The organism is Streptomyces sp. NPDC046308, from assembly GCF_055588065.1.
On sequence record NZ_JBVJFB010000001.1, the window covers coordinates 1,688,135 to 1,712,414 of the forward strand.

General features: G+C 73.7%; 11 protein-coding genes. 2 read left to right on the plus strand and 9 right to left on the minus strand.

Annotated features, from left to right (window positions below; genetic code table 11):
• Positions 1-37: 37 nt before the first annotated feature.
• From ACZ6JT_RS07300 to ACZ6JT_RS07315, 4 genes are all read right to left on the minus strand, one after another.
• The gene (locus ACZ6JT_RS07300) at positions 38-430 is read right to left on the minus strand and encodes an ATP-binding protein (protein ID WP_469208248.1); all 393 of its coding nucleotides are present in this window, start codon (positions 428-430) and stop codon (positions 38-40) included.
• A 197-nt stretch (positions 431-627) separates the two neighbouring features.
• Positions 628-2,370 carry a pyruvate dehydrogenase gene (locus ACZ6JT_RS07305; RefSeq protein WP_469208062.1) on the minus strand — a complete coding sequence of 581 codons (1,743 nt, stop codon included), beginning with the start codon at positions 2,368-2,370 and terminating at the stop codon, positions 628-630.
• A 75-nt stretch (positions 2,371-2,445) separates the two neighbouring features.
• Entirely contained in the window at positions 2,446-3,456 is a 1,011-nt protein-coding gene (locus ACZ6JT_RS07310) for a protein phosphatase 2C domain-containing protein (RefSeq protein ID WP_469208064.1), read from the minus strand.
• 972 nt (positions 3,457-4,428) lie between these two features.
• Positions 4,429-8,208 carry a S8 family peptidase gene (locus tag ACZ6JT_RS07315; RefSeq protein WP_469208066.1) on the minus strand — a complete coding sequence of 1,260 codons (3,780 nt, stop codon included), beginning with the start codon at positions 8,206-8,208 and terminating at the stop codon, positions 4,429-4,431.
• Between the two features lie 198 nt (positions 8,209-8,406).
• Between ACZ6JT_RS07315 and ACZ6JT_RS07320 the strand changes: the two genes are divergently transcribed.
• The gene (locus tag ACZ6JT_RS07320) at positions 8,407-9,384 is read left to right on the plus strand and encodes a helix-turn-helix domain-containing protein (protein ID WP_469208068.1); all 978 of its coding nucleotides are present in this window, start codon (positions 8,407-8,409) and stop codon (positions 9,382-9,384) included.
• Between the two features lie 24 nt (positions 9,385-9,408).
• The gene (locus ACZ6JT_RS07325; RefSeq protein ID WP_469208070.1) at positions 9,409-9,894 is read left to right on the plus strand and encodes a DUF456 domain-containing protein; all 486 of its coding nucleotides are present in this window, start codon (positions 9,409-9,411) and stop codon (positions 9,892-9,894) included.
• A gap of 147 nt (positions 9,895-10,041) precedes the next feature.
• On the opposite strand, the gene ACZ6JT_RS07330 is transcribed toward ACZ6JT_RS07325, so the two are convergent.
• From ACZ6JT_RS07330 to rsgA, 5 genes are all read right to left on the minus strand, one after another.
• Entirely contained in the window at positions 10,042-10,380 is a 339-nt protein-coding gene (locus ACZ6JT_RS07330) for a nuclear transport factor 2 family protein (protein WP_469208072.1), read from the minus strand.
• 17 nt (positions 10,381-10,397) lie between these two features.
• Complete coding sequence (locus ACZ6JT_RS07335; RefSeq protein ID WP_469208075.1) at positions 10,398-11,600, minus strand: MFS transporter; 1,203 nt, start codon at positions 11,598-11,600, stop codon at positions 10,398-10,400.
• Between the two features lie 20 nt (positions 11,601-11,620).
• A complete protein-coding gene (locus ACZ6JT_RS07340; RefSeq protein ID WP_469208077.1) occupies positions 11,621-18,988 on the minus strand; it encodes an amino acid adenylation domain-containing protein in 7,368 nt (2,455 codons plus the stop codon).
• Between the two features lie 11 nt (positions 18,989-18,999).
• Complete coding sequence (locus ACZ6JT_RS07345; protein WP_469208079.1) at positions 19,000-22,164, minus strand: amino acid adenylation domain-containing protein; 3,165 nt, start codon at positions 22,162-22,164, stop codon at positions 19,000-19,002.
• Between the two features lie 866 nt (positions 22,165-23,030).
• Positions 23,031-24,134, minus strand: coding sequence for a ribosome small subunit-dependent GTPase A (gene rsgA / locus ACZ6JT_RS07350; RefSeq protein ID WP_469208081.1), 1,104 nt, complete (start codon positions 24,132-24,134; stop codon positions 23,031-23,033).
• Between the last annotated feature and the right edge of the window lie 146 nt (positions 24,135-24,280).

A 24,280-nucleotide genomic window follows, 5' to 3' on the forward strand; every position in this document is an offset into this window, starting at 1 on the left:
GGTCCCGATCGGGGAAGACCCCGGAGGGCCCGCCCGCTCAGGCGGGCCCTCCGTCGTACGGCGCGTCGTGACGCCCGTCGAGCTCGAACCACACCACCTTGCCGCTGTCCGGGGCCGGCGCGTCCACGCCCCAGTCGTCGGCGAGCGCCTGCACCAGCACGAGTCCCCGGCCGTGCGTACCGTCGTCGGCGGTCGGTACGTACGGCCGGGGTCGGCGTGCGGCGTAGTCCCGCACCTCCACCCGTAAGCGTGCGGCGACGAGACTCACGGACACCTCCGCGCCCCGGTCGGTGTGGACGAGGGCGTTGGTGACGAGCTCGGTGATCAGCAGCTCGGCCACCTCGGCGGCATCGGCCCTGCACCGGTGGCGCATCAACTCCCGTAAGGCCCGGCGGACTTCCCCCACCGCTTTCAGGTCGGCCCGGCGCACGCTCCGGGTGATCCGCAGCGTGTCCACCGCTCCCCCGTCCTCACCGGCGGACGGTTCACGCGGCACCGGCCTCCCTCTGCGCCCCGTCTTCCCGGTCTTCGCCCCCACCCGCACGGCGATGCCCCTCCCCCGCGTCCTTGCTCTCGAACAGGTCTACGGGATGCATGCCCCCCGGGGGGTTCCGCACTCCTGCGGGCTTACGGCCGGGGCACGTTGCGGAGGTTGGATCGAGCCATCTGGATCATGCGGCCCACTCCGCCGTCCAGCACGATCTTGCTGGCGGACAGTGCGAATCCGGTCACCATCTCGGCGCTGATCTTCGGCGGAATCGACAGGGCGTTGGGGTCCGTCACCACGTCCACCAGAGCGGGCCCCTTGTGCCGGAAAGCGTCCTTCAAAGCCCCTGTGAGCTGCTTGGGCTTCTCCACGCGGACCCCGTACGCGCCCGCCGCGCGGGCGATCGCGGCGAAGTCGGGGTTCTTGTTGGTCGTCCCGTAGGAGGGCAGGCCGGAAACCAGCATCTCCAACTCCACCATCCCGAGGGATGAGTTGTTGAAGAGGACCACTTTGACGGGGAGGTCGTACTGCACCAGGGTGAGGAAATCTCCCATCAGCATCGAGAAACCGCCGTCGCCCGACATCGAGACCACTTGACGGTTCCGGTCGGTGAACTGTGCGCCGATGGCCTGCGGGAGGGCGTTGGCCATGGAGCCGTGGCTGAAGGAGCCGATGATGCGCCGTTTGCCGTTCGGGGAAAGATAGCGCGCCGCCCACACGTTGCACATGCCGGTGTCGACGGTGAAAACGGCGTCCTCCTCGGCCAGTTCGTCGAGGACCGCGGCCACGTACTCGGGGTGGATCGGGGTGCGCTTCTCGACCTTGCGGGTGTAGGCCTTGACCACGCCTTCCAGGGCGTCGGCGTGCTTCTTCAGCATCCGGTCGAGGAAGCGGCGGTCCGTCTTGGCCTTCACCCGCGTGTTCAGCGCACGCAGGGTCTCCCGTACGTCACCCCACACCGCGAGGTCCAACTGGGAGCGGCGGCCCAGGTGTTCGGGCCGGATGTCCACCTGGACGATCTTCACGTCGTCGGGGAGGAAGGCGTTGTACGGGAAGTCCGTGCCGAGCAGGACCAGCAGGTCGCACTCGTGGGTGGCCTCGTAGGCCGCGCCGTAGCCCAGCAGCCCGCTCATGCCGACGTCATAGGGGTTCTCGTACTGGATCCACTCCTTGCCGCGCAGGGCGTGCCCCACGGGTGCCTTGACGCGGCCGGCGAACTCCATCACCTCGGCGTGCGCCCCGGCCGTTCCGCTGCCGCAGAAGAGCGTGACCTTGTCCGCCTCGTCAACGAGGCGCACCAGCTTCTCGATCTCGCCGTCGCCGGGCCGCACCGTGGGGCGGGCGGTGACGAGTGCGTGCTCCACCGCCTTCTCCGGCGCGGGCAGGGCGGCGATGTCCCCGGGCAGCGCGACCACGCTGACCCCGCTGCGGCCGATGGCGTGCTGCACGGCGGTCTGGAGCAGCCGGGGCATCTGCGCCGGGTTGGAGATCAGCTCGCTGTAGTGGCTGCACTCGCGGAAGAGCTGGTCGGGGTGGGTCTCCTGGAAGTAGCCGAGACCGATCTCACCGGACGGGATGTGCGAGGCGAGCGCGAGGACCGGGGCCATCGAACGCTGGGCGTCGTACAGCCCGTTGATCAGGTGCAGGTTCCCCGGGCCGCAGGAGCCCGCGCAGGCGGCGAGGCGGCCGGTGATCTGGGCCTCGGCGCCCGCCGCGAAGGCCGCCGTCTCCTCGTGGCGCACCTGGATCCAGTCGATGTCACCCGTCCGGCGGATCGCGTCCACCACCGGGTTGAGGCTGTCGCCCACGACTCCGTACATCCGCCGCACGCCGGCGCGCACGAGGATGTCGACGAACTGCTCCGCCACGTTCTGCTTGGCCATGAGGGGGCACCCTTCCCGGTCTCCGGGCCGGTCTCTCCGACACGCGTGCCTCCCATCCAGCCATGTGCGCGCCGGTTACGCCTCCCAGACTGCGGCAGCCGTGCGGTCGTCGGCGTACCCCTTGAGGCGGAGCTGGACGTCCGCGAGGAAGGCCGCCAGGCCGGGCGGCTCCGCCTCGCTCCAGCGGGCGGCGAGCTCCTCCGTGAGGGCGGCCTCCTCGCGCATCGGCTCCGCCAGGCCGCCGGAGCACAGCAGCAGGGTGTCACCAGGCCGGGCCACGGACGCGCGGAACCGGAACGCGGCCTCGGCGTCGCCGTCGGCTCCGGCGGCTCCCTGGGCGCCGGCCGGACGGGCGGGTTCCAGGTCCTGCCACTGGCCCGAACGGAGCCGGAACAGACCACCCGCGCCGGAGCCGAAGCACACCCGGGTGCGGCACTCCGGGTCCACCGGGAGCAGCAGCCCGCGCAGCCCGGCGGTGTACGCCGCCTCCGCGAGCCCCAGCTCGGCTGCCCGGGCCCGCAGCCGGCCGTAGCCGCGGTCGGTGAGCCGCTGGAGGCCCGAGCGCAGGGCGTCGCGGCGCCCGGCGCGGATGTCCTCGGCCAGCCGGCCCTGGCTGCGCCCGACGGCCGCCGCGACCGTGCGGCACAGCTCGGCGGCGGCCTCCGCGGCCCCGGGCGCGGCCCGGTCGCCGCCGGCCAGGGCCACCAGGACCAGGGCGTCGTCGCCGCCGCCGAACCGGGCGGTGAGCAGGAAGTCCCGGCGCACCTCGCCACGGAAGCGGGCGGAGTCCCCCCGCAGGGAGGCGGCGCGCAGGGTGTAGGTGCCGTAGCGGGCCCCCTCCAGCACGGTGTCCGGGGTCAGCGCGTCGAGGGCGGCCGGGTCGGCGGGCGGGAGCGCGCCCGGTTCGGCGGCGTAGGTGGGTGCGCGGTCACCGAGGTGGTGCACCTCGGGCCGCCGCTGCGCGGGGGCGTGCGCGGTGGGTGCGGGTACGGGCGCGGGCGTCGGCACCTCCTGGGTGCGGTCCTCGGCGCGCGGCGCGTGCGCCCGTGTCCGGACCGGCAACTCCGCCCCGGACACGGGCGGCACGTCGACACCCCCGAGCGCGTACCCGGTGACCCCACCCGCACGCGGATCCCGAGGCGCGGCGCCCCCCGTCGGCGACGGATCCGAAGCCGGGCCCGCAGCCGGGGCCGGGGGCGAGGCCGCAGGCGGGGGCGGATACGGGCCCGACGGCGGGGCGGGGGCCGAAGGCGGGGCCGGGGCCGCCGGAGGTCTCTGAGCCGAAGACGGCCCCCGGGACGAAGGCGCGCCCTGCGCCGTGGAGGGTGCGGGGGGCCCGGGCTCAGGCGGGGGCACCGGCGACGGCGGGGCCGGGTACGCAGGCGGGGCCGGAGGCGGGGCCTGGGACGAAGGCGCGCCCTGCGCCGTGGAGGGTGCCGGGGGCGCGGGCTCAGGCGGGGGCACCGGCGACGGCGGGGCCGGGTACGAAGGCGCGCCCTGTGCCGGGGGCGCGGGGGGCGGTGGGGACGGGAAGGGAGGCGGGGGCGTCGGCGGGGTGTGCTGCTCGGCGTGCCGCGGCGGGTCCTGGGCCGGGCGGGGGCCGGGAAGGAGGGGCGGGGGTGGGGGCGGGGAGTGGCGCTCGCGGGGCGACGGCACGTCCGGCACGGGCGGCGGCCCCTGGTCCGGGCGCGGGCCCGGGAGCAGCGGCTGGGTCCGTCCCGGACCGCCGCCCGGCACCGGGGGCCGGGCGGGCAGGCCCGCGCCCGCTTCCGGGCGGGCGCCCGGAAGCGGTCCCGTCCCGGGCTCCGGGTCCCGTTCCGGCGGAGCCGGGTCCGTCGTCACTCCGGCCGCCGAGCGGAACCGGTGGTCCAGGGTGTCCCCCGGGTCGGCTTCCCCTCCCGCGTCCGGGTCCTCGTAGAGCTTCTGCCACCAGTCGTCCGCACCCTGCTGACTCATGCCCTCATTCTCGGCCTCCCGCCCGGGCGGAAAACGCCGAACGCACGAAAAGGGTCCACCGGGCCGCCGCCCGGTGGACCGTTCCCGCTCTGCCCGTACGACCTAGCGCACGTCGTACGCCCGCGCGACCGTCTGGGTGACCGTCGCGCCCTTCGCGTCGGTCAGTTCGACTTTCAGGGACACCGGCTTGCCGGAGGCTCCGGCGTGGTCCACGACCGCGGTCCACCGGCCGCCGCGCTCGCTCACCTTCGCCCGCGTCCAGTTCTCGCCGTCGTAGGAGTACGACAGCTTCGCCGACGTCAGCGCGCCGGGCGCGTAGCCCGCGTGCCCGGAGGCGCCGAGCCCGATGCTCTGGCCGTTCGCCGCCGCGACCGTCTTCAGCCCGTCCAGCGGGGCCGCGTACCGCGGGAAGAGGACCGGCAGGCCCTGCGAGTACGCCGACGCGTCCAGCTTCGAGGTGAAGCCCCAGGTCGTCACGACCGAGGTGGACCGCTGCCAGACCCGCGCCGGCGGCCCGATCTTCTCGATGCTCTGGGTCAGTTCGTAGCGGCTCTCCTCGGCCGGGATCTCGAAGACGCCGAACGGGTACCAACTGTCGCCGATGACCTCGCCGTTGCGCGTGAGCCGGAGTCCGCCGATGTCACCGAAGGAGCCCGGCTGCGCGGCGTGGCCGCTGTCGCCCCACAGGGCGGGGGCGAAGCCGATCAGGTTGCCCTGCCGCTCGGCGGCGAGGGTCTCCTTGCCGGAGGGGTCGCGCGGCGCGACCGGTCCGGTGATCCCGTCGTACCACGTCGCCTTGGCCTGCTGTCCCTTGGCGTAGGTGCGCTGCTCGCCGACCATGAACTCGCCCCAGGGGAAGCTGCTGGAGAGCAGCTGGTCCCAGGTGGTGTCCCCGGCCGAGTAGTACTCGGTCCGCGTGCCGGGCGCCGCGACGGACTCCATCCCGCCGAAGTGGACCGCGCTGCCGATCGGCCGGTAGGCGCCCGCCAGGTCGACGAAGTCCGCGGCCACGCCCATGGAGTGGTAGGTGGACTCGACCCGGCCGAGGTCGCGGTCGCGCACGCGGTGCGTACGGCCGCCCTTGACCTCCCCCGTCTCGGGGAAGGCGAGGGAGTAGACGTACGGGCTCTTCGCCGTGGCCTGCCACGCCAGCGTGACCTCGCCCGCCTTCAGCCGGGCCAGGAGCGCCTGCCCCTCGGCGGCCTCGACGGTCAGGGTGGGCAGCGCGCCGCCCGCGTAGCCGGTGAAGGCGACCCAGCGGCCCGGCGCCTCGCGGTGGGCGAGCACCGCCTTGGCGCCGGCGGCCCTGGCGTTCTGCGCGACCTCGTACAGGGCGCCGTCCACCGCCTTCACCAGGACGACCGCGTCCTTGGCGCCGGCGGCGGCGAGCTCCTCGGGGGTGCCGGAGCCGGCGTCGACCAGCGGGGCGCTGCCGGTTCCGTCGAGGTTGTCGCTGCCGGTGGAGGCGGTGAGGGGGTGCAGGACCGGTCCGCCGACGGCCCGCAGCTCGGAGACGAGCGGCGCGGCCGCCCGCCAGTAGCTGCCGAACTCGAAGTCGCCGTCCTTGGCGCGGCCTTCGACGGAGGCGTAGAAGCCGCGGATGGTCCGGCCGGCCGCCGCGGTGCCAGAGTGCAGCCATGCATCACGACCCCAGGTGCGGGCGAAGCCGAGGGTGGTGTTGCGGGCCTCGACGGGTTTGTCGGCCTCGATGGCCAGGCGTCCGGCCTTGCGGGCGTCGAGCACGATCGTGGTGTCCTTCCTCAGCTCGACCTGAGGCCGGCCGAGGTAGGTGAGGGAGTCGGTCATCCTGTCGCCCTCGCCCTCCCCCGCGTCGGGGGTGGCGACGAAGGCCGAGAGGAAGTAGGCGCCGGGGCGCACCCGGTAGACCTGGTCCACTGAGCCGTCGTTGAAGCGGCGCTCACCGCTGGCGTCGTCGGTGCCGATGACGTCCAGGGAGGAGGGGCCGGCGGCGGGCCTGCCGGCGCGGTCGACGAGCTTGACGCGCAGGGTCACCGTCTCGGGCTCCACGTAGAGCGAGAAGGGGGTGGAGACGCGCACGCCGTTCGCGGTGGCGACGACGCGGCCGGTGACGTCCCCGTACTGGGAGCGCTCCAGCTTCGCGGCGGGGTCGAGGGCGAGCGGCACCTTGACGGTCGCTCCGGCCGGGACGGTGACGGTGCGCCGGTCGAGGCGGGCGACCTGGCCGCGGACGGCGGAGCCGTCGTTGCCGGTGACCTTCTCGACGGCGAGGTGCAGGGTGACGGGGCTCTTGCCGAGGTTGGTGTACGGGACCTCGACGGTGGTGCGGTCGCTGCGGTCCTGCGGCCAGTCGTACGCGCCGCCCTGGAGGGCGGGGGCGCCGGTGACGGTCGTGTCGATCGCGGCCTTCACGTCGAGGCGGCCGCCGCCGGTCTCCCGTACGTCGCCCGGGACGCCGGTGTTCGCGGATCCGACGAGGGCGGCCTTGATCTGCTGCCCGGTCCAGTCGGGGTGGCGCTGTTTGACGATGGCGGCGGCGCCCGCGACGTGCGGGGTTGCCATCGAGGTGCCGGACATGGACTGGTAGGCGTACACGCCGCGGCCGCCCGCGGCGGCGGCCGAGATCCCGACGCCGGGCGCGGCGATCTCGGGCTTGAGGGTGTGCCGGAGTCCGGCCGGGCCACGGCTGGAGAACGTGGGCGTGGTGTCGTCGCGGTCCACGGCTCCGACGGTCAGCACGCTGGGCGCGCAACCGGGCGAGGAGACGGTGTTGTTGCCGGGGCCGGAGTTGCCGGCGGCGATCACGAACAGCGGGCCCTGCCGGGAGAGCCGTTCGGCGGCCTCGGCGAGCGGGTCGTCGCAGGCGGTCCGGGAGGGGTCGCCGAGGCTCATGGAGACCACGTCGGCCTTGGACTCGACGGCCCACTCCATGCCCGCGATGATCCACGAGTCGAGGCCCTGGCCCCCGTCGTCGAGGACCTTCCCGCTGAGCAGTTCGGCGCCGGGGGCCACGCCCTTCCTGGCGCCGCCGCTCTCGGCTCCGGAGCCGCCGACGGTGGAGATGGTGTGGGTGCCGTGGCCCTGCCGGTCGGCGTCGGTGTCGGAGTCGGTGAAGTTCTTCGACGCGCCGACGCGGCCCTTGAGGTCGGGGTGTTCCAGGTCGGTGCCGGTGTCGAGGACGGCGACCTTGGTGCCCTTGCCGTCGTATCCGGCGGCCCAGGCGGCGGTGGCGGCCACCTGCCGCGTGGAGCGCTCCAGATTCGCCCGGACCTTGCCGTCCAGCCACAGCTTCTTCAGCCCGCCCGATACGGAGCGCGCGCGGGCGTCCGTACCGGTGACGTCGGCCCAGAAGGCGGCTGCCCGCTCCTTGTCGGCGGCGAGCGCGACGGCGCCGATGGAGCCGAGGACGAGCGAGCGGTCCGCGCCGCGGGGGGCGGGCGGGGCGCCGCGCGCCACGTTCACGGAACCGTCGTAGACCGCGATGAGCGGGAGCTTCTTGGTGTGCGCGTCGTCGTAGCCCTGCCGGACGAGGCCGGTGACGTTGAAGAGCTCGTGGTCGACGCGGCCCGCGGCGAGCGCCTTGACCGCGCCCTCGGGGTACACGTACAGGTCCTTGCCGGACTGCTTCGTCTGCACGAGCGGCTGCGAGCCGTCCTCGCGCGGCATCGCGGTGGCGGCCGTGCGGCCGGCCGCGTCGGTGGAGACCAGGATCCGGTCACCCGTGACGAGGGTGACGGTGACGGGGGCCGTGGGCTGCTTTCCGGCCGCCGCGCTCCCGACGAGTGGTCTCTTTCCCGCTCCGGGCGCTCCGTCGGCCGGCTGCGCCGTCGACGGGCCGACGGCGGTGACGGCGAGGACGGCCGCGGTGGCCGCCCCGAGTGCCGTACGCGATATCGGGCGCATCGCTCTCCCCAGGTGAATTCCGGCCAACTGCTGCATTGCACGGCAAAGCTGCCGCGCAAATGGCTTCTGGCCGGCGGATGTTGGTGCTGCGGTGGCGCCACCTTGGCAGAGGGGCGGGGGGTGCGGCGATGATGTCCGCGGCGGGTTTGCGCCGTGGCCGCTTCCCGCCAGGCGCTGTGTCGAAAGGTGGTGGACGGGTTGCTGGGTGCCATAGGTCTCGACGAGGGCCAGGAGTCGGCGTACCGCGTGCTGGTGGCGCTGGGTGCGGCGGAGGTGCCCGACCTCGCGCACCGGCTGACGCTGCCGGTGCCGCAGACCGAACGGGCCCTGCGCCACCTGGAGCGGCACGGGCTCGCGGCGCAGTCTTCGGCCCGGCCGGGACGCTGGGTGGCGGCGCCGCCCGGGGTGGCGCTCGGGGCCCTGCTGACCCAGCAGCGGCACGAGCTGGAGCAGGCGGAGCTGGCGGCGGCGCTGCTGGCGGAGGAGTACCGGGCGGAGGCGGCGGAGCCGGCGGTGCACGACCTCGTGGAGGTGGTGCAGGGCGCGAGCGCGGTGGCGCACCGTTTCCACCAGCTCCAGCTGGGGGCCGAGAAGGAGGTGTGCGCGCTGGTCAGCGGCCGGCCGCAGGTGGTGACGGGGACGGACAACGAGGCGGAGGACCGGGCCTCCGTACGCGGGGTCGACTACCGGGTGGTGATCGAGCGGGAGGTGCTGACCCTGCCGAGCGGGATCCGCGAGGCCTCGACGGCCCTGGCCCGGGGCGAGCAGGTCCGGGTGACCGGGGAGGTGCCGACGAAGCTGGTGATCGCGGACCGGACGCTCGCGATGGTCCCGCTGACGGCGCGCGGCGCGGAGCCGGCGGCGCTGGTGGTGCACGCGTCGGGGCTGCTGGAGTCCCTGACGGGGCTGTTCGAGGCGGTGTGGCGGGAGTCGCTGCCGCTGCGGCTGGGGGCGGCCGGCTCGGCGGAGGAGTCCGACGGCTGCCCGGACTCCACGGACCTCGAGATCCTGTCCCTGCTGCTGGCGGGCATGACGGACGCGAGCGTGGCGAAGCACCTGGAGCTGGGCCTGCGGACGGTGCAGCGGCGGGTCAAGGGCCTGATGGAGCTGTCCGGGGTGACGACACGGCTGCAGCTGGGCTGGCACGCGTACGAGCGGGGCTGGGTGGCCCGATAGGCGCTGGTCGGTCAGGCTGAGCAGATGGATCTGCCTCAGCTGCTCCTGGTGGGGCTGGTGCTGCTGCTCGGGGTGGTGGGGGTGCTGGTTCCGGGCGTGCCGGGTACCTGGCTGGTGTGGGCGGGGCTGCTGTGGTGGGCGCTGCACATGCGGTCGGCGCCGGCGTGGTCCCTGCTCGTCTCGGCGACGGCCCTGTTGCTGGTGGTCCAGGTGGTGAAGTGGCAGCTGCCGCCGCGGCGGGTGCGGGGGCTGGGGGTCACTCCCCGGATGGCGGTGTTCGCGGGGACCGGCGCGGTACTGGGCTTCGTGCTGATCCCCGTACTGGGGGCGGTCCCGGGCTTCGTGGGCGGCGTCTACCTCTGCGAGCGGCTGCGCCTGGGCACGCACGGGCAGGCGTCGGCGTCCGTGCGGGCGGTGATGCGGGCGGTGGGGACGAGCGTGCTGGTGGAGCTGTTCGCGTGCCTGCTGGTGGTGGGGGCGTGGGTGGGCGCGGTGGTGGCGGGGCCGTAGCCGCGGCGGGGGGGACATACGGACGTGAAGGGCGCCGAGGGCGCGGAACGCGTAAGGCGCCGGGGAGAGCTTCGATCCCGCTCTCCCCGGCGCCCCGGGGCGGCCGCCTCGCCGTCAGGTCGCCGGCGGCCGCCGCCGGACCTGTCGTCAGACCACGAACCACACCTTCTCGATGCGCTCCGGTCCGACCTCGTACATCGCGACGGCCGATCGGGCCTCGCCGCCCATGAAGCCGGTGACGCGTTCCTGGTCGATCACGATCCGGCCGTGCGTGACGCGGGAGACGAGTTCCGCGTGCAGGTCGGGGCTCGACGCGAAGAGGGCGGCGTAGCGCTCCTCGAACGCCGGGCCGGAGCGGTCGGCCATCACCTCACCCGACGGGAAGGCGTGCACCGGCACGTCCTTCACGTAGAAGCCGAGAAATCCCTCCAGGTCACGCGCGTTGTACGCGGCGAGCTGGCCGTCGACGATCTCCTCCGGAGACATCCGGCGAGTTCCTTTCCTCATCCCGCCGGCACCAGGGTGCGGCGGGAGCGTGTACGGATGACGAGCAGCGCGCCCGCCAGTGCGATGCCGCCGACCACGTGCAGCATGTCGACCAGCAGCAGACCGGAGGGGACCTCCAGCAGCAGGCCGACGAACTGCTCACCGAGGCCGAACACCACACCCAGATAGAAGATCATGCTCGCCCGGACCTGTCCGAGCCGGTCCACCGGGGCCGGCTCCAGGATCCGGGCGTTGGTGTAGTGGATCCAGTAGGCGTTGACGAAGGTCAGCACCACGTACAGGGCCATGTGCACGGCGAAGGCGGACGTGCCCGACACCGCGCTGACCACGCCGCAGCCGGTCAGGACGGCGGCGAAGACCAGCGCCCAGCGCTGCGCGAGGGCGGGCCGGCGCAGCAGCGGAGCGGTCACCCAGAACGCGAGCCCGTAGAAGAACCACGCACCGGAGAAGGCGATCCCCGTCGGCACAAGGTCCTGGGCCTCGGCGAGCACGCTCGCGTAGACCATCATTCCGGAGAGGCTGACCAGGAAGCCGATCTGGAGCAGGTTCCACGGCCAGAGCTCGGGCAGCCAGTAGCTCTTGACGGCGTCCGTCCCGCGGGCGAGGACGTTGCCCCAGCCGAGGTCGAACCCGCCCGTGTCCGTGGCCTCGCGCCGCTCCAGCCGGCGGGCCAGCAGCGACAGCACCAGCACGGAGGCGGCGAGGTCGAAGACCAGCGCCACCGTGAGGGTCCGGGAGGTCCAGGCCGGTACGGCCGCGCAGATCACGGCGGCGAACACCATGGCGCCCTGCGGTGAGGTCACCATCTGCAGCACCGCGCCCTGCGCGCTGGAACCGGAGGCGTCGGCGAGCAGCCGGTAGGCCAGCACCGAGCTCGCGCCCACCAGGGCGAACCGGACCGCCGTCCACACCAGGACGAAGTCGGGGCCGGCCGTGCCCAGCCAGGTCGTGAGCAGGAACACGACCGCCAGGACCAGCTGGAGGCCTTGCAGCAGGGCGAACTTGCGGTGGATCAGCCCGCGGTCGGCCCATACGCCGACCAGCAGGGCGCCCACCACGCCCAGCACCTGGCGCTCCATGCCCAGCAGCCCCACGAGCGAGTCGGAGTGGGTCTGGGCCGCGAAGCTGGGTACCAGGAGCAGCCACAGCACCGTGGAGCCGAGCGAGCTCAGCAGGATCGTCGAGAACGTCGCACGCATCGTCGTGTCCTTCACCGGTCTCACCGGCCCAGGACGGCGACGCCGCCGTCGAGCAGCAGGCGCAGCGGCACGCTGACGCCGAAGGTGTCGCGCACGGCCGTGGCCAGCCGCAGCGCGGTCAGCGAGTCCAGCGCGACGGCGGCGTCCGGCTCCCCGCAGATCCGGCTGACGAGCGCGTCCAGCGCCGCCGGGTCGATGCGCTCCACGCCCTCGACCCGGTCCGGCAGCGCCGCGTTGCCGCGGTCGTAGCCGTCGGGGGCCGCGTGCGCGGGGCGGGGCAGCCGCGCGAGCGGGCCCGCGGTGCGGCTGCCGGCCGCCTCGTCGCCGAGCAGTTCCGCGAGGACCGCCTCGTAGACCTCGGCGACGTCCCGGACCGCCGCCCGGCCGAGAACGGAGGCCGCGGCGTTGAAGTTGACCCGCATCCGGCGCGTGAACAGGTCGGCGTTGAAGGTGACCAGCAGGGCGAAGTCCGAGTGCTCGAACCACTTCAGGTCGCCGATGACCGCTCCGCCGTCCGCGCCGAGCTGGTCGGCGTAGGCGCTGAAGTTGACGAAGTTGAACGCCGTCTCCACCAGGCGGCGGCCGCCCATGGCCTGCTGGATGGAGGCGTACGCGTAGCGCCGGTGCGGCAGGTGCTCGTGCCCGACGCGGTTGACGTCGGCGAGGAGCTCCGGCCAGGAGCCCCCGGTCCGGGCGCGCAGGGGCACGATGTTCAGGAACAGACCCACCATGCGCTCGGCGTCCATGTGCTCGGGCCGGCCGTGGCCGAAGACGCCGGTGGTGACGTCGTCGGTGCCGGTGATGAGCGACAGGGCCCGGAAGTGGGCGGCCAGGCAGACGTCCTTGACGGACACCTGGTGGCGGGCGGCGAGCTCGGACAGCTGCGCGTAGCGCGACTCGTCGAGCAGCAGCTCGGCCTCCGCCCAGCGGACGCCGGGTTCGGGCAGGCGCGGCAGCTTGGTGTAGGCGGCGCCCTCCAGGAGGCCGGTCCAGTAGGCGCGGGCGGCGCTGTCGTGCTGGGCGGCGAGCTCCAGGGCCACGTAGTCGCGGTAGGCGAGCGGCGCGGGCGCCGGCGCGGTGCGCGGCTGTCCGGCGAGCACCCGGCGGTAGTCCTCCAGCAGCCGGGCCATCAGCCCGGAGAAGCTCCAGCCGTCGATGACGGCGTGGTGGAAGCTGACCGACAGGTGGAAGGAGTCCGCGGACGCCCGGTGCACGAAGAAGCGCATCTGCGTGGGCGCGCTCCACACGAAGCCGGTGCTCTTCTCCGCTTCGAACCAGGCGTCGACGGCGGCGTCGCGGGCGGAGGTGCCCAGGTGCGCGAGGTCGTGGACGGTGAGGTTGACCTGTCCCCGGGCGTGTACGAGCTGCAGGGGCACGCTGTATCCGGTGAGCGCGAAGGAGGTCTTGAGGATCTCGTGCTCGTCGACCATGGCGGCCAGCAGGTCCTGGAGCACCGCCTGGTCGAAGGGGAGGTCGATGCGGTAGCGGATCAGGTCGTGGAAGACGGCCTGGGCGGGGTCGGTCTCCGTGTGGTAGATCATGCCCAGCTGGAGCCGGGTGGCCGGGTAGGCGTCCGTCACCCCGGCCGGGACCGTGTCCCGGTCCTCCTCGGGGAGCAGGTCGAAGGGACGGCTGGGGGCCGTGTCGGCGCTGGACGCGGCGGCCCGGCCGATGAGGCCCTGGTCGCTGAGGGCGCGGATGGTCTGGACCCGGAACAGGTCGTTCAGCGCCACCTCGAAGCCCGCCCTGCGCAGGGCGCCGACCAGCCGGATGCCCTGTAGGGAGTCACCGCCGAGGCCGTGGTAGGTGTCGTCGACACCGACCCGGGGCACGCCCAGGACCTCCTGCCAGACGGCGGCCAGCCGGGCTTCCGCGTCGTCCCGCGGGGCGGCGTACGCGTGGGCGGTCGCGGCCAGGTGTTCCTCCGGATCGGGCAGGGCCCGCCGGTCGGTCTTGCCGTTGATGGTCAGGGGCCACTGCTCCACCTCGATCAGGAAGCTGGGCACCATGTACCCGGGCAGCCGGTCGGCGAGGTGGGCGCGCAGCTCCGCGGGGTCGACGGAGGCGCCGGACGCGGGCACGTGGTACCCGGCCAGGGCCTTGCCCCCGGTGCGCCGGGTGAAGGCCAGCACCAGGGCGGAGTCGACGCCCGGGTGGGAGGTCAGCGCGGCCTCGATGTCGCCCGTCTCGATGCGGTAGCCCTGGATCTTGACCTGCGCGTCGCCGCGGCCGAGGTACTCGACCTCGCCGCCCGGCATCCGGCGGGCCAGGTCGCCGGAGCGGTAGGCGCGGACGGGGCCGTGGCCGAGGTCCAGTTCGACGAACCGCTTGGCGTTCTCCTCGGGCCGGCCGAGGTAGCCGAGGGCCACTCCGGCGCCGGTCACGACGAGTTCGCCGGTGGTGCCCACGGGGACCGGGCGGCCGGCGGCGTCCAGCAGGTACATGCCGAGGTCGGGGATGGGCTCGCCGATCATGCTGCCCGGGGCGGTGGTGTCGGCCGCGGTCACCGGGCGGTAGGTGACGTGCACGGTGGTCTCGGTGATGCCGTACATGTTGACCAACTGCGGCCGGGAGTCGCCGAAGTGGGCGAACCAGTCGGTGAGCGAGGCGAAGTCCAGGGCCTCGCCGCCGAAGACGACGTGTCGCAGGCGGATGTCCTCCCGCCCGGCCCGCGCCATGATCGCGTGCTTGACCTGGGCGAACGCGGAAGGCGTCTGGTTGAGGACGGTCACGCCCTCGGTGACGAGCAGGTCGGCGAAGTCCTCCACCGAGCGGCTCACCCAGTACGGGACCACGACGAGGCGGCCGCCGTACAGCAGCGCGCCCCACAGCTCCCACACCGAGAAGTCGAAGGCGAAGGAGTGGAACAGCGACCAGGTGTCGTCCGCCCCGAACCCGTACCAGTGCTCGGTCGCGCCGAACAGGCGCAGCACGTTGCCGTGGGTGACCAGTACGCCCTTGGGGCGGCCGGTGGAGCCGGAGGTGTAGATGACGTAGGCCGGGGACTGCGCGGTCAGGGTGTGTCCGGGGCCCTGGTCGGTGCCGTCGCCGACGAGTGCGGCAAGCGCGTCGGCGGTGCCGTCGATCGTGGTGCGCTCCGGGAAGAGACCGCACACCTCGGGGGTGGCGACGACCAGCCGGACGTCGGCGTCCTCGACGGTCGTACGGATGCGGTCCTCGGGGTAGCCGGGGTCGATGGGCACGTAGACGGCGCCGGCCTTGAGGGTGGCCAGGATCGAGAGGACCATTTCCAGGTCGCGGTCGAGGGCGAGGGCGACGAGGTCGCCGGGGCGGACGCCGCGCTCGGCGAAGTGGTGGGCGAGGGCGTTGGCCCGGCGGTCCAGTTCCCGGTACGTCAAGCTGCGGCCGTCGCAGGTGACGGCGGTGGCGTCGGGGTGCTTGCCGGCCATGGCCTCGAACCGGTCCACCAGGGTGCGGTGGCCTTCCAGTTCGGGCGTCGCCGGGCGGGCCGGGGCGGGCAGCAGCTCGGCCCGCTCGGCCTCGGACAGCGGAACGGTGTCCGCCCAGGCGGTGTCGCCGCCGGCCGCGAGGGCCTGGAAGCAGCCCAGGTAGTAGCCGAGGTAGCGGTCGATCTGCTCGGCGGCGAACTGGCCGGGGTCGTAGCCGATGCGGTACTCCCAGCCACCTTCGTAGGCGTTGGCCCCGACGTAGACCACGAGCGGGGCGTTGGTCTGCTCGAAGTAGTCCACCGAGACGACGGCCGGCTCCCGGTCCCGTGCGTCCGGCGCGTGCGCCGCGTCCCTCTGGTGCACGTGGAAGTTGGTGAAGTTGAAGAGCACGTCGAAGGCGGGGCCGCCGTGCAGCTTCTGGATGGCGGGCAGCGGGTACCAGCGGTGCGGCTGGACCCGCTGTTCCAGCTCGAAGCAGCGCTCGGCCAGCCACTTCCAGCTCTGCTCGGGGTCCAGGCGCAGCCGGAAGGGCAGGGTGTTGAGGAACATGCCCAGGGCGTGTTCGGCGTCCTCCACCTCGGGGCGGCCGTTCGCGACGAGGCCGGTGGTGACGTCGTACTGGTTGGCGATCAGGGACTGCACGCGCAGGTGGGCCGCGAGGAACACGCTCTTGAGGGGCACCGACCACTGGGTGGCGCGCTCGCGCAGCGCGGCGAGCAGGGCCTCGTCGAGCGGGCGGGCGCTGACGACGACTTCGGCGGCCGACTGCTGTCCGCGGGCGCCCCCGCCCAGCCTCGGGACCTCCGTGAGCTGGCTGCCGGCCAGTTCGGTGGTCCAGAACTCCCGCTGTGCCGGGTCGCGTTCGGCGGCGTCCTCCAGTTCGGCGTAGCGGCTCTGCAGGGCGGGTACGGGGGCCGCGGCGGTGGTGCGTCCGGCCAGCCGGTCGCCGTAGCCGCGTACCCACTCCTCCACCAGGGAGGCGACGCTCCAGCCGTCGAGGATGGCGTGGTGGAAGCTCAGCCCGAAGACGACGCGGTCGGTGCCGGTCAGGAAGAACCGTGCGCGGTACGCGGGACCCGGGCCGGCCGGGTCGACGGGGCGGCCCTTCTCGGCCTCGGCCCAGGCGGCGACGGCGGCGAGCGGATCGGCCTCGGCGCGCAGGTCCACGACCTCGGCGGGCGGGTTCGGGGTGTCCTCGACGACCATGTGCGGCCGGTCGAAGGACTCCAGGTCGAAGCGGGCCCGCAGGACGGGGTGCCGCTGCGCCAAGTCACTCCAGGCGGCGAGGAGTTCGGACTCGTCGACGCGCGGCACGTCCACGTGGTAGCGGAAGATGTCGTGGTAGACGGGGACGTCCGGTTCGAGGCTGCTGTGGTAGATCATGCCCTGCTGGAGGGCGGAGGCCGGCCACGCGCGGACCGTTTCGGCATCGACGGGTGCGGCGGTCGCGTCCGCGGCGGCGGGCTCGGCGGGGCGGACCACGGCGGCCAGGTCGGACAGCACCTGATGGGCGAAGACCTCGCCGACCGACACCTCGTACCCGGCCTGGCGCAGTGCGGCCACCACCCGGATGGCGAGGATGGAGTCACCGCCCAGCGCGAAGAAGCTGTCGCGGGCGCCGACCCGGGTCACCCCGAGGGCGTCGCTCCAGATCGCGGCGAGCAGCCGTTCGACCTCGGTGGCCGGCTCGGTGAACTCCCGGGCGGTGTCGTCCTGCTGCCGGGGCCTGGGCAGGGCGGAGACGTCGCGCTTGCCGTTGTGGTTGGTCGGGATGGCGGGGACGGTGACGAAGAACTGCGGCACCATGTACGAGGGCAGTTCGGCGGCGAGCGCGGCGCGCAGGGCGGCTTCGTCGAAGTCCGGGCCCGCGACGACGTAGGCGCACAGGGCCTTCTCGCCGCGGTCGCCCTCCACGGCGGTCACGGCGCACTCGGTGACGCCGGGGGCGCCGCTCGCCAGGTGTTCGATCTCGCCGAGTTCGATCCGGTAGCCGCGGATCTTCACCTGGGTGTCGAGCCGGCCGAGGTACTCCAGGATGCCGCCGGGCAGCCAGCGCGCCAGGTCACCGGTGCGGTAGATGCGGCCGAAGCCCTCGGGGCCGGTCACGAACCGGTCCGCCGTCAGTTCGGGGGCGTGCAGGTAGCCGCGGGCCAGGCCGACGCCGGAGATGCACAGTTCGCCGGGGACGCCCAGCGGTGCGATGCGCCCGTCCCGGGTGCGGACGATCAGCCGGATGTTGTCGATGGGGCGGCCGATGGGCACCGAGCGGGTGGAGTCGAGGCTGTCGCAGTTGAACCAGCTGACGTCGACGGCCGCCTCGGTGGGTCCGTAGAGGTTGGCCAGCAGGGTCTGCGGGAGGGCGGTGTGGAACAGCTCCACGTGGGCGGCGGCGAGCGCCTCGCCGCTGGCGAAGACCCGGCGCAGCGTGGCGAGGCTGCCGGAGGTGCCCGACGCCTGGGTGTAGGTGAGGAAGGCGTGCAGCATGCTGGGGACGAAGTGCATGGTGGTGGCCCGGCTCTCGGCGATCCGGTCCGCGATGCGCGCGGGGTCCCGCTCCGCGCCGTTGGGCAGGGTGGCGACGGCCGCGCCCGCCAGGGACCACCAGAAGATCTCCCACACCGACACGTCGAAGGTGAACGGCGTCTTGTGCAGGATGATGTCGTCCGGCCCCAGGGGGTAGCCGCGCTGCATCCACCACAGCCGGTTGACGATGGCGCGGTGTTCGACGACGACGCCCTTGGGCTTGCCGGTCGAACCCGAGGTGTAGATCACGTAGCAGGCGTCGCCGGGGCCGGTGACGGGGTCGAGGTCGGTGTCGTCCGCGGCCAGGTTCGCCGGGTCCGTGACGTCGAGGACGGGCCGGTCGCCGAGGACGCCCGCGGTGTCGGCGGTGGCCAGCACCAGGCCGGTGCCGCTGTGGTCCAGCAGGTACTGGATGCGGTTGTCCGGCAGGGTGGGGTCGATCGGCAGGTAGGCGCCGCCCGCCTTGAGCACGGCGTAGATGGCGGTGAGCATGGCCGCGGAGCGGGGCACGCAGACCCCGACGATGCTGCCGGCGCCGACTCCGCGCTCGCGCAGCGTCCGGGCCAGCCGGTTGGCGTCGGCGTTGAGCCGGGCGTACGTGGTGCCCGCGCCGTCGGCGACGGCGATGCGCTCGCCGTGCTCGCGGGCGCCCTGCTCCAGGAAGGAGTGCAGCAGCCGGTCCTCGGGGAAGGGCGCGTCGGTGTCGTTGAACCCGGCGATGAGGGCGAGGTCGTCGGCGGAGGGCGCGCGCAGCTCGTCGGTGGGCGTCGCGGGGGCCGTGGTGAGGGTGTGCAGCAGCGTGCGGTACGTGTCCAGCAGCCGGCCGGCGGTCTCGTCGGTGAAGAGGACGGGGTCGTAGCGCAGGCCGACGCGGGCCCCGTCCGTACCGGTGGTGAGCGTGAACAGCAGGGGGGTGCCGGCCCGTTCGGCGTCCTCGGGGCCGAGGTCCCCGTCCACGGCGACCATGAAGTCCGTGGGAAGGCTGTCGCCGCGCTCCAGGATGTGCGCGACGGGCACGTCGAGGTTCCCGGCGGCCTCCAGGTAGGCGGCGCGGACGGCACGGAGCAGGTCCTTGGCCTCGGCGCCGGCCGGGAGGCGGACGTCGAGCGGGAGGGCGCGGTTGCGTACGGCGCCGGGGGCCGCGGCCGGGGCGGGCGGCGCGGGCACGAAGACGACCACGTCGTCCCGGTCGGTGGTGCGGGCCACCAGGAGGGACAGGGCCGTGGCGGCGACGGTGCGCAGCAGGACGGCGTCGCCGGAGGTGATGCGGTCCACCGCGGCGACGGTGGCGGCGTCGAGGGTGACGGCGGCCGTCCGGGGCTCGCCCGCGCCGGGGCGCAGGTGGTCGCGGATGACCTGGACCGGCTCCGTCCAGTTCTGTCTGCGGGTCTCCCAGTACTCCTGCTGCGCGGGGTGGGCGAGGAGTGCTTGCTGGGCCTGAAGTGCGCTGGTCATTCGAGGTCCTTCTAGAAGGTGAAGTCGGCGTGGGCGGAGGTATCCGTCGTGGGTGGCTCCACCCGGCCGGACAGCGGGGCGTGCGGCGAGCGGTCGAGGTCGTCGATGAGCCCGGCCACACTGTCGAGCAGGTACTGCGCGGATGACGCGGCGAACAGGGCGGTGCTGTACTCGAGTTCGAGCACGATGCCCTCGGGCCGCTGGAACGCCTGGAGGTTCAGGTCGAACCGGCACGTGCCGGTGTGCAGCAGGTGCACGTCGGCCCGTACGCCCTCCCGGGCGACGGTGTGGAAGTCGATGTTCTGCAGGGCGAAGAAGGCGTCGACCAGCGGGAGCCGGGAGGTGTCCCGTTCCGGCCGGAGCCCGGCGACGACCTGGTCGAAGGGGAACGACTGGTGCTCCAGGGCCTCCTGGTGGCGGACGTGGGCCACGGCCAGCAGGTCGGCGAGGGTGGCCGTTTCGGGCACGGTCAGCCGCAGGGCCGCGGTGTTGACGAACATGCCGACCACCTGCTCGACCTCGGGGAGGATCCGGCCGCTCAGGGGGCTGCCGCACACCACGTCGCGCTGTCCGGACAGCCGCATCAGCGCGGCGGTGTAGGCGGTCAGCAGCACCGCGTACGGGGTGGTGGACGAGTCGGCGGCGATCCGGGCGACGGCCTCGGCCCGCTCCGGGGTCAGGGGCAGCCGCTCCACGGCACCGGCCTCCGCGCGCACGGGCGGGCGGGGGTGGTCGGTGGGCAGTTCCAGGCGGGGCGGGTCGGCGAGCACGCCGAGCCAGTAGCGCTCGTCCGCCGCCTGCGAGCCGTCGGCCAGCCGGTCGGCGAACCACCGGGAGGCCTCGGCGTAGCCCCACTTGGGCTCGGCCAGCGGTCCGCCCGAGAGCAGCTCGGTGAGCTCCTCGGCGAGGACGCGCAGGGAGACCCCGTCGAAGACGATGTGGTGGACGTCGAGGTAGAGCCGGTGCCGGGTGTCGTCGACGCGGACCAGCAGGGCCCGCAGCAGGGGCGCCGTGCCCAGGTCGAAGGGGCGTACGAAGTCGGCCAGGACCCGGGCGTCGTCGGGATGGGCGGCGAGGTCGGACTCCGTGAGGTGGACCGGCCCGGCCGGCCGGACCTCTTGGCGGACCCCGTCCGCGGTGGTGCGGAACCGGGTGCGCAGGGCGTCGTGCCGCCGTACGAGCTCGGTGAGCGCGGACCGGACCTCCGCGGGGGTGAGCCGACCGTCGAGGTCCACCCGCAGCGGGACGTTGTAGGCGACCGAGGCCGGGGCGACCTGCGCGTGGGTGTGCATGCCGTGCTGCTGCGGGTGCAGCACGGTGGGCGTTCCCTCGGGTACGTGGGCGGGCGGCCAGGCCGGGCCGGGCGCGGTGGCGGGTGCGGCGGCGTACCGGCCGACGGCCTCCGTCATCGCGGCGAGCGTGCGGTGTTCGAACACCTCGCGGAAGGGGAGCCGGATGCCGTCCCGGGCCGCGAGCCGGCCGATGAGCGCACCGGCGGAGAGGGAGTTGCCGCCGAGGGCGAAGAAGTCGTCCTGCGGGGTGAGCGCCCGTCCGTTCAGGCGCAGCACGGTGTCCCACAGCACGGCGAGGGGGCGCATGCCCGAGGGCAGGCCCGCGAGGGCCGCGCCGTCGGGGCCGGTGGCGGGGCCGGCCGGGGCGGGCGCCGGGAGCGCGGCCTTGTCCACCTTGCCGTTGGCGTTGAGCGGCAGCCGGTCCATGACCACGAGGTGGTCGGGCCGCAGGTACTCGGGCAGGCGGGCGGCGAGCTCCTCGCCCACACCGGCCGCGGTGGCGCCGTCCGCGAGGACGACATGCCCCAGGAGGTGCTTGCCGCCCTCGTCGACGGCGACGCTCACGCAGGCGTCCCGGACGCCGGGGCAGCCCAGCAGGACCGCCTCGACCTCCTTGACCTCCACGCGGTGGCCGCGGATCTTGACCTGGTCGTCGACGCGGCCGTGGAAGTGCAGCAGGCCCTGCGCGTCGGTGCTGACGCGGTCGCCGGTGCGGTAGTAGCGCTCGCCGCCGATGGTGACGAACCGCTGCGCCGTGAGTTCGGGGCTGCCCAGGTAGCCGCGGGCCAGCCCGGACCCGCCGGTGTAGAGCTCGCCCTGCGCACCCGGCGGCACGGGGGCGCCGGACTCGTCGAGGACGAGGACGGTGGTGCCCGCGACGGGCCGGCCGATCGGGAAGGCGCCGGGCTCGTCGGTCCCGACCTCGTGGGTGGTGGTGAAGGTGGTGTTCTCGGTGGGGCCGTAGCCGTTGATGATCCGCAGGCCCGGATGCGCGGCCTGCAGGGCGCGCACGTGCCGTACGGAGAGCACGTCGCCGCCGACGAGGACGGCGCCCAGGCCGGCGAAGACCTCGGGATCGGTGTCCACCGTCTGGTTGAAGAGCGGCGCGGTCATCCACATCACGGAGACCGCGTGCTCGCGGAGGCTCTCCTTCAGGGCGGAGGCCACGAGCAGTGTCTCGGTGTCCGCCACGCACAGCGTCGCCCCGTTGAGGAGGCAGCCCCAGATCTCGAAGGTCGCGGCGTCGAACTCCAGGGCCCCGGTCAGCAGCAGCCGGTCCTGGGGGGTGAAACGGTAGAAGTCGCTGTCCTTGACCAGCCGGACGATGCCGGACTGTTCCACCAGCACCCCCTTGGGGCGGCCGGTGGATCCGGACGTGAACATCACGTACGCCAGCGGGGAACGGTCCTGCGGCCGCGGCGCGGCGACGGCCGGCGCGGCGCGGCCGGCCAGCCGGCCCTCGGCGACCAGCTCCTCCGGCGTGACGATCCGCATCCCCTGCGGGACCGCCGGGGCCAGCGCGTCCTCCAGGCCGGGCGCGCACACCAGCAGGTCGGCCCCGCAGTCCTCCAGCATCATGCGCAGGCGCTCGCCGGGGAACCCGGGGTTGACGGGCAGGTAGGCGCCCCCGGCGAGGACGATGGCCATGGTGCACACGACGGCCTCCGCCGACCGCGGGAAGGCCATGGCGACCAGGGTCTCGCGGACCACGCCGCGGGCGGCGAGGCCGGCCGCCAACAGGGCCGCGCGCTCGTGCAGTTCGGCGTAGGTCAGCCGGGTGTCGCCGTCGATCACGGCGAGGGCGTCGGGGCTGCGGCGGACCTGCTCGGTGAACAGGTCTTCGAGCAGCCGATGGCGGAGGTGCGGCAGGACCGCCGTATCCATGAGAGTGGACCTTTCCGGTGGAAGCCGCGGGCCGGCACGGCCCCGACTCGGGCGGCAGTGGCCTGAATCAGGGCGTGGCTCAGCGGCGGGCGTTGCGTGCGTACATATCCGCCGCGGCCGACGCGCGAGGGGCGTCGGGCCGGGCGGGCAGCGGACATGCCGATCGGAGGGCACGGGGAGTCCCGTACCGGTTCAGGCGATCGGAAGGCTTAGCCAGGGAAGCAGCCGATTGGGCCTGCGATCACACCTGGAACTCCGGCGAGACACAACAGAAATGAATGCCGGGTGAAGAAGTCATGCCATCTTGGCGGAATGCGTGCGGCGCCATTTTCGGTTCCCCCTGCGTCACATAAGTCGTGATCAACTTAACAGTCGCACAGCAGGAATCGGCGGCTGCCGGCCAGAGACGGCGTGATCCGTACGGTCGCCGTCGGGCGCCATCCGACACCCCCTCGCCGACCCCCCGGCCCCCTCCCCCGAGCCGCCCGTACGGGGGACGGGCGCGCCCCCTCCATGCCTCGCTCGGGGCGGAACCACGCATGCCGGAAACAGAGTTGAGTGGGGCGGAGCCGTCTGCCGATTGGCCGGGGGCAGCTCTGCGACACGCACCTCGACCACAGGTCGAGCGGTTCGTCGCACCCCTTCTCACCTGCCCGAAAGGGCGACGAGGGTCCCGATTTGCCCAGCTGCCGCCGGCGCCGGAGCCGAGCTCGCCGCGCAGGCAGAGTGGCCGAAAATCAACCGCTGTGCCGGTGCGTCGCGGCAGGACCCGGGCGCGGGGCCCGCGGGGCGGAGCGCCGGGAGCCCCGCGGACCCCCTGGTGGGGGCTCCGCAGGGCTCCGCGAGGCGGCGAGGGGCGGCGCGGGTCAGGAGCGGGCGCCGCGCTTGGCCGCGTAGTTGGCGCGGCCCTCCGCCGACTTGAGGCGCCAGTCACGGCGGATCTCCGACCGCAGCCGGGCGTCCGTCTTGGCCACGATCCGCTGGTTCTCCCGCAGCAGCTTGCGGTAGCTGTCCAGGCGGCGCTCCGCCAGCTCCCCCGAGTCCAGCGCGGCCAGCACCGCGCACCCCGGCTCCGCCTCGTGGGCGCAGTCGTGGAAGCGGCAGTGCTCCGCGTACTCCTCGATCTCCGAGAACACCTGGCCGACGCCGGTCTCGGCGTCCCAGAGCCCGACGCCGCGCAGCCCCGGCGTGTCGATCAGTACGCCGCCGCCCGGCAGGGCGAGCAGGTTGCGGGTCGTGGTGGTGTGGCGGCCCTTGCCGTCGACCTCTCGGGCCTCCTGGACCTCCATGACCTCCGCGCCGAGCAGCGCGTTGGCCAGGGTGGACTTGCCGGCGCCGGAGACGCCGAGCAGCACGCTGGTGCCGCCCGCGACGACGGCGGCGAGGACGTCCGTGCCCTCTCCGGTGACGGAGGAGACGGTCAGCACCTGGACGCCCGGCGCGGTGGACTCGACGTCCTCGACCAGGTGGCCGAGCGTCACCGGGTCCGGGACGAGGTCCGCCTTGGTGAGGACGACCAGCGGCTGTGCACCGGACTCCCAGGCCAGGGCCAGGAAGCGCTCGATGCGCCCCAGGTCCAGTTCGACGGCGAGGGATACGGCGATGATCGCGTGGTCGACGTTGGCGGCGAGGATCTGCCCCTCGGACCGCTGCGAGGAAGTGGACCGGACGAAGGCGGTCCGGCGCGGCAGGTACGCCTTCACGTAACGCGGGCTGCCGACGGCCTCGACGGCGGCCCAGTCACCGGTGCAGATGACCCGCATGGGGTCGTGCGGGGTGACGAAGGCGGTGTCGGCGCGGACGATGCCGTCCGCGGTCATGACGTCGCACTGACCGCGGTCGACGCGTACGACCCGGCCGGCCACGAGGCCCTGTTCGGCGTAGGGGGTGAACTCCGCCGCCCACGCCTCGTCCCAGCCGAAGGGGGCGAGGGCGTGCGAGCGCGAGGCCTGCGGAGAAGAGGAGGCCACGGCGGAAGAAGCCGAGGAAGAAGCGGGGAAAGACGAGAAAGACAAGGGGAACCCTTCACAGGGTGGCCCCGGCCGCGTGCGCTCGCTCGGTGGCGGCGCGCGAAGAGGTGTGAGGTCAGCCGGAGACCACAGAAGTGACATTGATG